General features: G+C 47.6%; 14 protein-coding genes and 1 tRNA gene. 9 read left to right on the plus strand and 6 right to left on the minus strand.

Annotated elements, in window-relative coordinates:
- Positions 1-5: 5 nt before the first annotated feature.
- The 4 genes from DZK30_RS08065 to DZK30_RS08080 all read right to left on the minus strand — a co-directional run bounded on the left by DZK30_RS08065 (position 6) and on the right by DZK30_RS08080 (position 6441).
- Positions 6-509 (minus strand): SixA phosphatase family protein, encoded by a 504-nt coding sequence (locus tag DZK30_RS08065; protein ID WP_118973617.1) that lies wholly within the window; start codon positions 507-509, stop codon positions 6-8.
- 6 nt (positions 510-515) lie between these two features.
- Positions 516-1289 carry a UDP-2,3-diacylglucosamine diphosphatase gene (locus tag DZK30_RS08070; RefSeq protein ID WP_118973618.1) on the minus strand — a complete coding sequence of 258 codons (774 nt, stop codon included), beginning with the start codon at positions 1287-1289 and terminating at the stop codon, positions 516-518.
- A gap of 166 nt (positions 1290-1455) precedes the next feature.
- The gene (locus tag DZK30_RS08075) at positions 1456-2901 is read right to left on the minus strand and encodes a SusD/RagB family nutrient-binding outer membrane lipoprotein (protein ID WP_118973619.1); all 1446 of its coding nucleotides are present in this window, start codon (positions 2899-2901) and stop codon (positions 1456-1458) included.
- Positions 2902-2943: 42 nt separating this feature from the next.
- Positions 2944-6441 (minus strand): SusC/RagA family TonB-linked outer membrane protein, encoded by a 3498-nt coding sequence (locus DZK30_RS08080; protein ID WP_118973620.1) that lies wholly within the window; start codon positions 6439-6441, stop codon positions 2944-2946.
- A 241-nt stretch (positions 6442-6682) separates the two neighbouring features.
- Here DZK30_RS08080 and DZK30_RS08085 point away from each other — a divergent pair.
- From DZK30_RS08085 to DZK30_RS08095, 3 genes are all read left to right on the plus strand, one after another.
- Positions 6683-6769 (plus strand) — tRNA-Ser (locus tag DZK30_RS08085).
- Positions 6770-7187: 418 nt separating this feature from the next.
- Complete coding sequence (locus DZK30_RS08090; protein WP_118973621.1) at positions 7188-8507, plus strand: pepsin/retropepsin-like aspartic protease family protein; 1320 nt, start codon at positions 7188-7190, stop codon at positions 8505-8507.
- 326 nt (positions 8508-8833) lie between these two features.
- Entirely contained in the window at positions 8834-9403 is a 570-nt protein-coding gene (locus tag DZK30_RS08095) for a YciE/YciF ferroxidase family protein (RefSeq protein ID WP_118973622.1), read from the plus strand.
- Positions 9404-10135: 732 nt separating this feature from the next.
- Here the strand turns inward: DZK30_RS08095 and DZK30_RS26560 are convergent.
- Together DZK30_RS26560 and DZK30_RS08105 are read right to left on the minus strand one after the other, a co-directional pair.
- Complete coding sequence (locus DZK30_RS26560; protein ID WP_118973623.1) at positions 10136-10387, minus strand: GH36-type glycosyl hydrolase domain-containing protein; 252 nt, start codon at positions 10385-10387, stop codon at positions 10136-10138.
- Positions 10363-10653, minus strand: a complete 291-nt coding sequence (locus DZK30_RS08105) for a hypothetical protein (protein ID WP_162902941.1) — start codon at positions 10651-10653, stop codon at positions 10363-10365. Before DZK30_RS08105 ends, DZK30_RS26560 begins: the two co-directional genes overlap by 25 nt.
- Positions 10654-11083: 430 nt before the next feature.
- Here DZK30_RS08105 and DZK30_RS08110 point away from each other — a divergent pair, with 430 nt between their 5' ends.
- The 6 genes from DZK30_RS08110 (at position 11084) to DZK30_RS08130 (ending at position 13909) form a co-directional block, all read left to right on the plus strand.
- The gene (locus tag DZK30_RS08110) at positions 11084-11404 is read left to right on the plus strand and encodes an ArsR/SmtB family transcription factor (RefSeq protein ID WP_118973625.1); all 321 of its coding nucleotides are present in this window, start codon (positions 11084-11086) and stop codon (positions 11402-11404) included.
- Complete coding sequence (locus DZK30_RS08115) at positions 11401-11901, plus strand: SRPBCC family protein (RefSeq protein ID WP_118973626.1); 501 nt, start codon at positions 11401-11403, stop codon at positions 11899-11901. The genes DZK30_RS08110 and DZK30_RS08115 overlap by 4 nt, the downstream gene beginning before the upstream one ends.
- 36 nt (positions 11902-11937) lie before the next feature.
- Positions 11938-12372: a VOC family protein gene (locus tag DZK30_RS08120; RefSeq protein ID WP_118973627.1), complete on the plus strand. Its 435-nt coding sequence runs from the start codon at positions 11938-11940 to the stop codon at positions 12370-12372.
- 148 nt (positions 12373-12520) lie between these two features.
- Entirely contained in the window at positions 12521-12802 is a 282-nt protein-coding gene (locus tag DZK30_RS26565) for a class I lanthipeptide (protein ID WP_205529393.1), read from the plus strand.
- Positions 12803-12935: 133 nt separating this feature from the next.
- The gene (locus DZK30_RS25760; protein ID WP_162902942.1) at positions 12936-13109 is read left to right on the plus strand and encodes a hypothetical protein; all 174 of its coding nucleotides are present in this window, start codon (positions 12936-12938) and stop codon (positions 13107-13109) included.
- A 56-nt stretch (positions 13110-13165) separates the two neighbouring features.
- Positions 13166-13909, plus strand: a complete 744-nt coding sequence (locus DZK30_RS08130) for an SDR family oxidoreductase (RefSeq protein WP_118973629.1) — start codon at positions 13166-13168, stop codon at positions 13907-13909.
- Positions 13910-13945 lie beyond the last annotated feature (36 nt).

Consider the following 13945-nt stretch of genomic DNA (forward strand, 5'->3'; position numbering starts at 1 on the left):
TTTATTTATTGGTTTTTAGGATAGTCAAAGAACAGCAAAGTATGCGGCGCCGTCACGAAATCGCTCCAGTGATCGGCATCAAAAGTAACCGCCACCATGCCGCAGGTAGGTATATTGTCCACATCAAGCTCCGGTGCGGTCTCGTTGGCAAAATTTGTAATCCCGGGATTATGGGCGAAAATGAAAAGTGTCGCTACGCTATCGTCGATATCGCTTTCGAGGATCACATCTTCAAATACAGAGGCCGGACAATGGTATAGCCGGTCGATCCAGCGTATATTACCGGCGTCGTAACCAAGAGCGCCGGCAACGAGCCGCGCCGTGCTGGCCGCCCTTTTGGCCGGGCTGGCTAGTATGAGGTCGGGTTGCAACCCTTTTGCTTTCAGTCGTCCGCCCATTTCCGGTGCATCTCTTTTACCTCTTTCGTTCAGCGGCCGGTCAAAATCGGCCTGCCCCGCGGTACTCCAGTCAGACTTGGCATGCCGCACCAGGATTAAGGTTCGCTTCATGGTCGTTTATTTAGGATTAACGGTTTCCGGTGTAAAATATTTCAGCTCCAGCTGCGACCCATCAAACACCGCATAACTATTGAAGCTGATCCAGTCGCCCAGGTTGATATACAGACTCTGCTCCCCCAGCGGGTGGACCACAGCCAGGTGCCGGTGCCCGAAAATGAAATAGTCATAGTGTTTTTCCTTCAGCTTTTCTTTGCTGTACAGGATCAGCCACTCTTTCTCCTCACCCAGGAACTGTTTCTCTGTGTTGACATGCTTAGGTCCTTTCCGGCTGAAATAATTGGCAACCCCAACACCGGTATCGGGATGCAGCCGCCGGTACAACCATTGGGCAAAGGGATTACGCAACACCGTCTTCAACAGCTTATATCCATGATCGCCCGGGCCCAGCCCATCGCCATGCGCGACCAGGAACCGCTTCCCGTTCGCTTCGAACTCCAGCGGACCGTGATGCACCTTAATGTTGAGCTCTTCTTCAAAATAGCCCCGCATCCACAGATCATGATTACCGGTGAAGGCTTCTATCCGCAAACCCTTGTCGCTCAGCTCGGCGAGCTTGCCCAGGAATCGTGTATATCCTTTAGGGATCACATTTTTATATTCAAACCATACATCGAAAATATCGCCTACCAGGAACAGGCAATCCGCATCTTCCCGGATCGTGTCGAGCCAGCGGCACAGCAGCTGCTCCCGCTTCCTGCTCGTCTCCTTATCAGGAATGCCCAGGTGAAAGTCGGAAGCGAAGTATATTTTTTTTCCGGGCGGCAATTGCATTATTCAGGATGACAATATTTTTAAGATAGTCTGCAAAAATACAGAAGTTAAACGGAATGGAAGCTGCTCATTGCCATAAGGCGCTAAGAGCTGCGTTGGCAGCAGGCATAATGTAAAAGGAGCTGTTCCGCATAGAACAACTCCTTTTGTATATCATTTGCTTCTTTTATTGAATATTCCACCAGTTCCTGGTCGCCTTGGTATCGCCGCCGATGCGCTGGGCAGCTGCCGAAGCGTTGGCCGCATTGGTGCTAAGGGTGGCTACAGGATAGTTAAGCCGTTGTGGCACATCAGGCACCAGGGGATCCAATGTACCCGAAGCCGGTTTAATGAAAAGAGGTGTCCCGTCGGGTTGACGGAAATCGAGCCGCAACCGCTCCATCCAGGCCTGAAGTCCTTGCATATAGAGTGCAAGCCATTTCTGCGTACCGATCACATCTTTCCAGCCGCCGGCGGTATACGGCACCCGTTTCAGGTAGTTGGCTACGAGCGTATCTGTAGTCTTAACGCCCCATTGCTCCATCGATGCTTTGATACCGTCTTCGTAAAGCGAAGCGGCATTACCCCCTACGTTCATGCCGCGGGCGGCAGCCTCTGCTTTGATAAAAGCCACTTCGGCATAGGTAATAATGTACCCTTTCATCGATGCGCTATACGGTAGCGCACCCGGCTTGGACAAGGAATCCAGCGCGGGGCTGTTGTCGGCAGTGCCATAAACCTTGCCCCGGAACATTTTGGTATTGACATCTGGGCGGGCGTATACCGGCAACCTGGGATCATTCACCTTTTTCATATAATCGATAAGCGTGCTGGTCGCGGCAAACTCTACCATAGGTCTGTCGGCTTCGTTGTAGGGAAAGCGGCTGCTTGCGGCGGTACCGTTGTAAGGGAAAAAGACGTCCTGGCTTACGCTCGTCAGGGTATTGCCGGCCGCATCCTCGATCACCTGCCGTGCGGCGTCAGGCTGCACATCTGCCATACGCATAGCAATACGCAGGCGCAGCGCATTGGCAAACCGTATCCAGTAATCCTTGTCGCCGGCTCCCAGTATATCTCCCTGTACCGCATTGGCATCTGTTTCCTTCAGCACATTGATCTGGCCTTGCAGCGAACCCAGCAGACTGTTGTACACATCCTGCGCTTTGTCGAAGGCCGGCTGTTGGTTAGCGTCGCCCTGTAATGCCTGGCTGAAGGGAATATCGATATAGACATCGGTAAGCACATGGAAGATCCAGCATTTCAATATTTCCGCTACGGCTACCATATGTGGATTACGTTCCGAAGGATGGCGTTCGTAATAGTTACTGATCTCCTGGAGATCCATAAGCGGACCACTGTACAAGCCGGACCACAGCCCCTCGTCGGTAAACAGGTAACGGCTTTCGGCAGTTTTGTCGGTACCGGTCCAGTATTGGGCGCAGTGCATCCCTATGCGGCCATTGTAATAAGCATGGTACATGAGGTCGGTCGCGCGTTTCTCTGCGCTGGACAACAGGTACCGCGGATCAGCTTCTTCGGGCCGTGCCGGGTCGGTATTCAGCTGCTCAAACTTCCGGCAACCGGTAATCAATATCAACGCCGCGCTCAACAGTAGCCATACTTTACTTTTCATGATGCTTCGATTTTTTGAACGGTACGGTATCTTCCGCCCTGTTTAAAAAGTAATATTCAGATTAACGCCATAGCTACGTACAGGGGGCAAAGCGCCGCCTTCGAGGCCTGGTGTATTACCAATAGAGTTGTTGATAAAGGACGGATCCACATTGGGCGCATTGCTGTGGATCAGCCACAGGTTACGCCCCACAAGCGACAACCGGGCGCTCTGCATCTTGGTCTTCCCCAACCATTTCTGCGGCAGGTTCCAGCCCAGGCGCAGCTCACGCAGGTAGATAAAGCTGCCGTCGTACAGGTTGGCCTTGCTGATGCGGTTGCCGCCATCGACATTAAAATGGTCTCTTGCCGAGATCACTTTGTCGTTGGGACTACCATCGGCTTTCACACCGGGATTGATCACCCCGTTTTCCCGTATACCATCGGCGGCAGTCTCTTCCAGCAATCCCGATTTGTTGCCATACAGATTGGTATAGGAAAAGAAATCGCCGCCTTTCTGGAAATCGATAAGGCCGGAAAGATAGATACCTTTATAGGAGAAGGTGTTGCTGAAGCCGCCGATAAAGTCGGGATTGGCATCGCCGATCACCACAGGTTTGGAGGTTACGTCATAAGACCCGTCGGGCAGCACTTTACGGTTGCCATTGGCATCCAGCACATAATCGGTACCGATGATGGTGCCCAGCGACATGCCTTTCATAGCCACGATCGATACTTTCTGGGTCCTTCTCTCGGTGCCTATGATAAACGTCTCAATACCACCGATGCTGCCATCATTGGTATTCAGATCCAGCACCTTGTTTTTATTTCTTGAAAAATTAACGCCTGTTTCCCAACGGAAATCACCGAGCACAAGGGGTGTGGCATTCAGGCTCAGCTCGATACCGCGGTTCTGTACATTACCTCCGTTCACGATCTTGGAGCCATAGCCTATTTCGGGAGGAAGTGCGACCACCCATATCTGGTTCCTGGTCTGACGGTCATAATAGGTAACGCTCAGGCTCAGGCGGTCGTTCAGAAAACGGAGATCAAGACCGGCTTCAACCTCAGACGTCCGCTCAGGCTTCAGCTGCGCATTGTACAGCTGATCGGGTGTGGTCAGCAGCGGGTAGCTGGTCGACCCTGATGCAAAGGGCGTACCAAAATCAAAGTTCCGGGCCACCTGGTAAGGCGTGGTAATATTGCCCACCTGGGCATAGGACAAACGTGCCTTGCCAAAGGTCATCCATTTGTTCTTGGGGATCAGCTCCGAAAACACAAAGGCGCCGCCCACTGAAGGATAGAAGAAGGAATAGTTGCCCGTTTGCTTCAAGGGCGAGGCCCAGTCGTTGCGCCCCGTCAGGGTGAGGTAGAGCATCTTTTCCCAACCCAGGGTTGCCGTAGCAAACAAAGAATTGGTCTGGTAATTGCCATAGGCATTGTTGAGTGTAGCCGGCAATACGGAGTTTTGCAGCACATATACGCCGGGGCTCATCAGACCGCCATTAGTGGTGCCGGTTTCGGTCTGCGACCGCACGTTGAGGATATTGCCACCCACGATCGCCTCCAGGCTCAGCCTGTCTCCCAAAAAGTTTTTATTGATATTTAAAGTTGCCTGGTAGTTATTCTCGTTATAGTTGATCGTACGGCGTCCATAGCCACCGACAAAATAGTCCCGGGCACTTCTCGTCTCGTCTATATGGTCGAGGAAGTCGGAAAATACCCTTGCATCGGCCGTAAGCCAGTCGGTAATCCTGTAGCTCAGCCCTACGTTGCCAAAGTAGCGATCGTTCCGGTCGGTATTGTAGCTTTCATATTGGTTCCAGTAGGGATTTTCGGCCGATACCGGCATGGGGTTGTTCCAGGCCGAGCGGTTCCAGGTCTGCTCGCTGCCGTCGGCATACTTATAATTTTTCAGGTAGTTATTATCCAGCTGGCGCTGTCCATACATCACAAACTGCAGCATAGGGTTGAAGCCGTTGAAACCGGTGCCCGGCCTGTCCTTCGACTTATCCATGATGTAGTTGACCCCGCCGCTGAACGAAAGCCTGTCGGTAAAATTATAGGTGGTATTCAGGCCAAAGAATACACGGTCCAGCTTGCTGCCCGGATAGATAAAATCCTGGTGGGTCTGGCCCAGCGAGAAGCGGATGGTACCCTTTTCGTTGCCGCTCGATATGGATACGTTGTTGGCGACCGTTACGCCGGTTTTGAAGAAGTCGCGTACATTATCGGGCTGCGGCGACCAGGGCGCCGACTGTCCGAAGTTGGGATTGCCTTTCCCCGGGTCCCATGACCAGTAGTGCCGTACCAGGCGGCCGTCGAGCCGGGGCCCCCAGGATTCGTCGGTAGCATATTGCGGCAGCAGATCGTAGCTGCCCTTACCGTCATTATCATTGTAGGTGCCGCCGCCAGGGCCAAAACCTTCGGGATGCTCATTGGCATATAATTTGGTAAAATCGCCGCTGCCGCCGCCATATTGGTTCTGATAGCTGGGCAGCAGGGACACCTTGTCCAACTGCAGGTTAAAGTCGTAGTTTACGGTAAGCTTGCCCGCGCCTTTACCCGATTTGGTGGTAATATAGATCACGCCATTCTGGCCACGGCTGCCATACAGCGCCGTTGCCGCAGCGCCTTTAAGCACCGCAATATTTTCTACGTCATTGGGATTAATGAGCTGAGCGGGGTTGCCATAGTCGAAGCCGCCACCGCCGGTGCCCTGTCCTGCAGCATTGAGGTTCATATTGGCCATAGGTACGCCATCGACGATGAACATCGCGTTGTTGTCGCCCGAAATCGATTTGATACCGCGGACGACCACCTTGGCCGATCCACCCATAGAGCCGGCATTGCCATTGATCTGCACACCCGCCAGCTTGCCCTGGAGCGCATTGATATAGTTAACCTCTTTGGCTTCCTGGATCTCGCGCCCGTCGAGCTGCTGCACCGCATAGCCCAGGCTACGCGTATTGCGCTGGGCGCCCAGCGCCGTGATCACCACCTCGTCGATCTTGGTGCCGGCATTAAGGCCCATGGTGATCTTCAGATCGTTCTGTCCGGGTTCGACCTTGATTTTTTGCGTAGAGAACCCTACAGAGGAAACCGAGAGCGTGCCGCCTTCTTTACGGTATTCGATCGCGAACTTTCCGTCGACATCGGTTTGAGTGCTTACGGGATTGCCGAGCCACTGCACCGTAGCGCCGGGCAATGTGGTTGTCCCATCTTTTTCATACACCACGCCGTTCAGTTGTTGCTGGTTGACCGCAGCCTGCTCGGTACCTACTTCCACCTTACCTGCGGTGTCGATCACCACCGAAGTATCGGTGATCTTTACAGCCGAATCGACCACAAGCTTTGCCGTCGAGTCGGGCGCCTGGGCCTTACCCGAATCGGCCGCACCCACCTGCGACAGGTCTACAGGCGGCGGTGCGTTTTGAGGCGTAATGCTGGTGTCTTGAGAAACAGGTGTGTTGGCGTTCAGGGTATCCTGCTGCTGAGCATTGAGAGAAAGGGCTTGAAGGGAAAAACCGGTAATCAGGGTAAATAAAATCCTCATCTTCATGTCAGTATAATATTTTAAAAATGCTTGCCGGGGGAAACTTCAGGTCGCAATATTAACATCTATCCCGTTAATGCGCCGTTAACTGCCGGTGAATAGCTTATGACTTTGTTCTGTACTTAACATAAAAAAATCCTAACCAAGGAGGTAAAAACCTGGTTTTAAAACACCGTTAACGATCAGATTGTTTAAAACAAATTTCAGGATGTCAATAAAAAGCGTACTTTTGCGTCCCTTCGTACAAGGAGAGGTGTCCGAGTGGTTGAAGGAGCACGCCTGGAAAGTGTGTATATGGGAAACTGTATCGCGGGTTCGAATCCCGCTCTCTCCGCAGAAAACAGAAAATGTCCAGCCAAAAAAGGCTGGCATTTTTGTTTTCAGAAGCATGCAAAGCTCGCTTTGCCATGCGAATGAAAATAAAAATGAAAGTGAGCGTAGCGAATGGACATTTTCTGTTTGCTGAACCCCACCTTATACCGGACAGGTCATCCACGTCAATGGCGGAGAGGTGGTCAACGGCTGACCGCACGGCGCAACTTTTACATATTTTGGTTTTGCGCTGAAATCCTATGACAGCTTCACTAAAGTTAGCGGGTAACACCTTGAATATTTAATCGGATAAGGTTGCTGATCTCCGTTATAAAAAGGGCTTTCTTTATCCTGCAATATCACAAAGGCCAGTGGCGAATATTGAATCTCCTGATCAATAGTATACCTTTGAGGACGTTACAGTTATTAACCCTCCTTTAATGCAATTAGTGAAATCTTTATTTATTGCTGCCGGACTGCTTTTTACCGGACACATTGCATTTTCGCAATCTATACCGCTGATCAAAGCGAATTCAGAAAAGATAGTTATCAAAGACGGGGATAATCCTCCGAGCCGGTATTGGGATCATCTAAGTATCAAGGTGAGGCCTGTAGTTTACCATATCAATAAGGCTAATCAAAGCAGGACTGTTGTTTTTTATACAGATATAGACAGCATAGCTTTCAAGGTGGCGCCTGGAAATCAGTATAACTTCAAGGTTTTATTAAGAGGCAGAGACACTTGCTACGCACAGTTGTCTACGGTATTTCAATCCCCGATCAGCAATAACGCTTATGGGAAAAGTAATCATTCGGATACTATACCGTTCATACTGGGGCCGGACCAATACATTCATATTAAAGGAAGCATAAACTCTTCTCAGGAACTGGACTTCATATTCGACACTGGCGCGAGCTATTTTGTACTCACGGAAAAAGGGCTGCGTAAGTCGACAGTCGTTCTTGATGGCTTTACTGAAAACATGGGGGTCGGCGGGCTTTCAACGGAAAAAACCAGTAGCCGTAACAACCTGCAGCTTGGTAAGCTCCATTGGAAAGGTCTGCCTTTGCTCTTTTACGATTATAAAGGGTCACTTCATGCAGATGGGATCGTTGGTTTCAATATTTTTGAAAATAAGATCGTGGAGATCGATTATGATAAAGGGCTACTAATCTTGCATCAGAAATTACCGGCTACAATATCAGGCTATTCAAGGCTTCCCACAAAGCATGGTGTAGATGGTACATTTGTGGAATGTACTCTTTTGAAAGGAAGCGAGATAGGGCGGGGCTGGTTTTTATTTGATACAGGTGGAAGTTTAGCAGTTGCAATTAGCGGGGATTTTGCGGAGAAATACGGGCTACGTCGTCACTTGCAGGTCACCGGACGTTCGGAAGTTAAGGGGACAGGGTCTAATGTCAATAAGGCTGAAACGGCCGTATTGCCCGGATTGAGTTTAGCCGGGTTTGTTGTTCCTAATGTTCCCGTCCAGCTTAATGTGGGAAGCTCTGGTTATTATGAAAGTGCAGGCATCATGGGAAATGCCGTTCTAAAACGTTTTAATACCTTGATTGATTACCAGAATGGCATCATTTACATCAAACCTAACCATCTTTTAAATGCACCATTTGCTGAGTTAGCATGGGGGAAAATATTCAGCATTTCAGCAATTGGCTTTTCTATTCTGGGGATTGGAATATTCTTCCATTTGAAACGGCGCCGGTTGAGGAGGATAGCGTCGCCTGGCTTTAAAAATTAGTATGCAAAAATAATGTCATCGAGATTGGTATCGACAATCAGTATATGCCCCAAAAATAACATTCATGGCCCGGCCCAAGCTTTTTGAAAAAATTGAGGACCTTGTTGCTCCTTTTGAAGTCTTCTGTTTTTGGTGACATTAGCGGTATGCTGAGATTTGAAGGATATGGATATGAACAGCGATCGTTACAAAAAGGTTTCGATGCGTTCAGCTAATTTAATCTATAGGTTAAATTATTTTGAACGAGGTAATAAATTAAAAAAATAATTAAACCTTTTGTTCTTAATTGGGTTATTATTAGCGTAATCTTTTTAATCAAACAGCAAATGGCAACGACTTCCAATATTAAAACCGCTCCCTCAAAAAAAGCAAAAGTAAAATCAGGGCAAAATGGAAAAATGAAAAACAGCGAGTTCCACAAGTTTTTTGTGGATGAGCTTAAAGATATTTATTGGGCTGAGAAGCATTTGGTAAAAGCCCTGCCGAAAATGCAAAAAGCAGCTACTGGTGCTGAGCTGGCGGCAGCTTTTCAGAAACATACCGGTGAGACCCAAACGCATGTGGAAACGCTTGAACAAGTATTTAGCCTTCTGGATGAAAAAGCAGTTGCTAAAAAATGTGATGCGATGGATGGTCTTCTTCAAGAAGCTAAAAGCATTATAGAAGATACCGAAAAGGGAACCATGATACGAGATGCGGGTCTTATCCTGGCGGCTCAAAAAGTAGAACATTACGAGATAGCTACCTATGGGACGCTGGTGACTTTTGCAAACAATATGGGACATTCAGAAGTGGCAAACCTTCTGCAGCAGACACTTGATCAGGAAAAAGCAACAGATGAAGCACTGACGGGAATAGCAGAAAGCTCTGTAAACGATCAGGCGGCCACAGAATAATGATGCTTTATATTGTTTTTGTCACGACTAATAAAACGCGAACGCCAGATCTATAGAGATCTGGCGTTATTGTTGAACAGACGCGTTTAATAGTATCGTTTTCATGATCAATTTAGATGAATGCACAGTTTAGATTAATTAATCTTTATGAAAGCTTTTAAATTCCGACATTTCTCTTTTTTGTAACCCGCTGTATTTTTGTTTGTAATTAATCAGATAGTGGGCTACTGCTCCACGCTCATATCGTTTTGCAATATTTACCATCAATCGTTTATACGGATAAAGATATAGGTATTTACTCTAGACACTTTCTTTGTTAATTCCTGGCGATATTACTACGAATGGGGTTACCTTACAGAAAATACATATTATGCCAAAAGAAAAATCGGTACAGAAAGGTGACAAAAAGAAAGCAGATAAAAATCTGAAAGAAAAAAGAGCCGATAAAAAGGCGAAAAAAGAGGAAAAGAGACATATCTTATAATTGCCCAGACCGATTAAATAACAGAAGCCCTCACCTTTATTTGAGATGAGGGCTTCCTGTTTATGTCTCGACCTGATCCGGACCCGTAGAACAATGCATGATCATTTCGTTGATCCTACCATCATCTCTCAATTGTATGAAATCGCCCGTACTTTTCACCGCATCTATCTTCCAAAGTGAAGGCTCATCCGACGCAATCTGGAAAATGGCGATCCGGTAAACTGATCTACCATAACGGTAAACAACTTTTATCGAAGGCCAGCTCGTTGGAAAGCAACGCCTGATATGTAATCTATCGCCACGGCGTCCAGGCCAAGTAATGAGCCGGTGATAAATTGATACATACAGGCGACTGAACCTGTGTACCAGGTCCTGACGCCTCTTCCTTTATGGGACTCATTGGCGTATGCATCAGCAGCCACCACATAAGGTTCTACCTTGTAAATGTCCCTCGAAATCCTGTCGGCACTATGTCTTATGGGCTGGATGAGGCTGAACAGCTCGTAGACTTTTTCCTGCTCTGCCGATGCTGCAAAGGATCAATGTCCAGATGGCGGCATGAAAACATTGCCCCGTTTTCCCTTACACCGGGCACATATCCTTTGATATAGTACGGGTTAAGTCCCGAGGTGTCAAATGCCGATTCCAGCAGCGCGATAAGCTTCATGTCTTTTTGCGCATCCTGCAGGTTCCTGTTCCGGCCAATAAATTCTGTGCGATCGGTCGTATAGCTGTAGCGGGCGCCGCTTACACGAAAGGAGCTCACCTGATTGGTGAATGCGGCATCCGGAATTGCCGCATACAACTATTAGTAACCACCGCGTTCTTGATTGGCAGTTATTTCCAGCGCATTTTACGACTCTTCCGCTTTATAATTATCTTTTTATCTTCTTGTAGAATACTATGTTTTTATTGATTTGCGAAATGCAATTTCTGCAAATCATAAAAAAACAAAAAGGAATTAAGCGCAGCGAATGGGCTTCAAAAAAGCTGAAGCCCCTCTTTCAGGGATCATGAAATAATCCCCCTCTCCCTACTAGTATATAACAAGTAAAACACGGTTGGATTAGCTATAGTAACGAACACCATTACCCCCTTCCGGCACTATCTCACCCAAAAAAATGTAAATATATTTGCGCAACCCAAAAGTTGCATATACATTTGCAACCTGAGAGTTGCGCAATTAATACTCAAGAATGAAACAAGATATATTCCAGGCCATATCGGACCCAACACGCAGGGCTATTCTAACGCTGATCTCCATCCAGGCATTAACACCCAATGCAATGGCGGAAAAATTTGATATGACCCGCCAGGCAGTATCAAAACATATTAAAGTATTGCACGAATGCGAATTGATTAAGCCCGAGCAAAGGGGCAGGGAAATCTATTATCACTTTAATGCGAAAAAAATGCAAGAATTTGACAACTGGCTAGCGCAATTCAGGCGAAGCTGGGAAATTCAATTTAATCAGCTTGACGAACTATTATCAACAATTAAAGAACAGAAAAAATGACCAACGATTTGCTTTTTGATTTCAATGTTGACAAAACAGCGAAAACGGTTTTTATAACCCGGGAATTTAATGCCGGACTTTCTTTGGTATGGGATGCTTTTACCAAGCCGGAACTACTGGACCAATGGGGAGCGCCTGCACCCATGCGCGCCAAAACGAAGTATATGGATTTCAAAGTGGGAGGGCAAAGATTCTATGCTATGATAAGCCCCGATGGACAAGAACGCTGGTCCCTTCAGAGATATACCTCCATTACGCCGAAAACAAATTTCAAGATGTACAACTCTTTTGCAGACAAGGATGAAAATCCCGAATTGCCGGGGTCTGAATGGGATTACATTTTCAGTGAACAAAATGGCAGAACAAAAGTGAGTATCACCATTTTCAACGAATCGTTTGAACGTATGGAAAGATTATTGGAAGGCTTTAAGATCGGGTTTACCATAACATTGGAAAACCTGGAAAATCTGTTGACGGCCTTATCGCAGAAATTATAAGAAGCAATTTGTCAATCACATTTAAAAAATAAAGTCATGAGAACAATCAATCCCTGGATCAACTTCAATGGAAATGCTGAAGAGGCATTCAATTTTTACAAATCAGTTTTTGGCGGAGACTTTACAAAGATCATTCGCTTCAAAGAGTTATCAAGCCCTGAATTTCCGGTAGGCGAAAACGATGCCAATAAAATAATGACCATTGCTTTGCCTGTAGGAAAACACAATGTGCTAGTGGCCAATGACGTTCCGGAGTTTATGGGACGAGTAAATGAAAACGAAAACAGATCTAAAATATCAATTAGTGCTGAAAGTCGTGAAGAAGCCGAAAAAATCTTTAACGGACTATCAGCAGGCGGCGATATCGAAGGGCCCATGGGCGACAGTCCCTGGGGTACATACGCCGGAATGTTTAGAGACAAATATGGCATTGAATGGATTGTCGAATTTGACCCCAATTATAATGGGTGAATGTATTTGAAGAAAAAACAGCCCTTACCTGGCACCGGGCCCATACACCGTTCGGAAGATTTCATTGTCGTTCGGAAATCAAGTCAATTCCACTGAAAAAAAAGTGCAGCGACGTAATTGAATTTTGGGCTTCAATAAAAATCATTTTATGAAAAAGAAAGGTCTCAAGTTAGGCAAGAAGCTTATCCTCAGCAAAGAAGTAGTAGGTAGTCTGACGCATATTACGGGTGGTGCGGGAGCCGTTACCGGAATTCATACAAACGGGTTGTGCGGCTGCGACCAATCGCTAGCACAGCCAACACAATGCCTCACTACTCCTTGTATAAATTGTCAGCCCACGCATGCCACTTGTGCGACAACTCCCGTCGTTTGCGAAGAGCCTACAGCCCGAACCTGTGTAAGCTGCAATGCTACATGCATTTGTCCGTAAGGTCAGGAAACATTTAGTAAAAAGCCGCTCTTTATATATAGATGGAGAGCGGCTTCAGCTTTACATGTATCGCTGGTCATTCACCAGGCCCTCATTTAATTTGTCGTACCTTCATGGTCTAAGGCAAATCATAATGGAAGAAAATCCCCCAAACCCTCTTCCCGAAGACGGCCAGGAAGCATTAAACGAATTTAAAAGACGATCAGCCGAACTACGTGAAAAAAACGGAAAATTAGTTACGGAAATGCATGATACAGCGGAGAAGGTAAAAGCATTCAAAGAAATATCCGACTTAGATAAGCATTAGTACAAAAGCCTCCCGCACGGGGAGGCTTTTGCCGGCATAAAACAATCAGCTCAACTATGAATACCTTCTCAAAAGACGCCTTTAAGGGTAAAAACGCTATTGTTGTGGGTGGCTCGCGTGGCATTGGTAAAGCTATTGTCGAGCGCCTCGCGTCCGCGGGGGCATCAGTAGTCATTAATTATGTCAACAGCCAGCCGGCAGCCGGGCAACTGGCTGAACAGATAATACAACAAGGAGGCAAGGCAGTTGCCATACAGGCAGATATTTCAAAGCTGTCCGCTATCAGATCATTGTTTGAGCAGGCGGAAGAACAATTGGGACCTCCCGATATAGTGATCGTGAACGCGGCAGACTATGTTCCCGCACTGTTGTCGGAAGCGACAGAGGAACAGTACGATCGCATCTTCAACACAAATACCAAGGGTGTGTTCTTTGTACTGCAGGAAGCAGCTAAGAGGGTGCGTGATGGCGGGCGCATCATCGTTACTTCCAGCGGAGGTACACAGATGTATTTTACCATGAACGCCATTTATCTGGGTAGCAAAGGGGCTGTAGAGCAGTTTGTGCGCGTATTGTCCCGGGAACTTGGAGCACGTAACATCACCGTCAATGCCATTTCGCCGGGATTTACCAATACCGACCTGCTGCCCGAACGCGACCGGGCCGTGGCAGCCGGTATGTCGCCATTTCAGCGGGTTGGAGAGCCCTATGATGTGGCCGATGTTGCCGTCTTTCTGGCCAGCGACGCGGCTAGATGGATTACCGGCCAGAATATTGGGGCAGGCGGCGGTGTATTTTAAGAGGACTACCGGAATATCAAAGGAAGTCTCCCGTAA

The organism is Taibaiella koreensis, assembly GCF_003545715.1.
Taxonomy (GTDB): Bacteria; Bacteroidota; Bacteroidia; order Chitinophagales; family Chitinophagaceae; genus Taibaiella; species Taibaiella koreensis.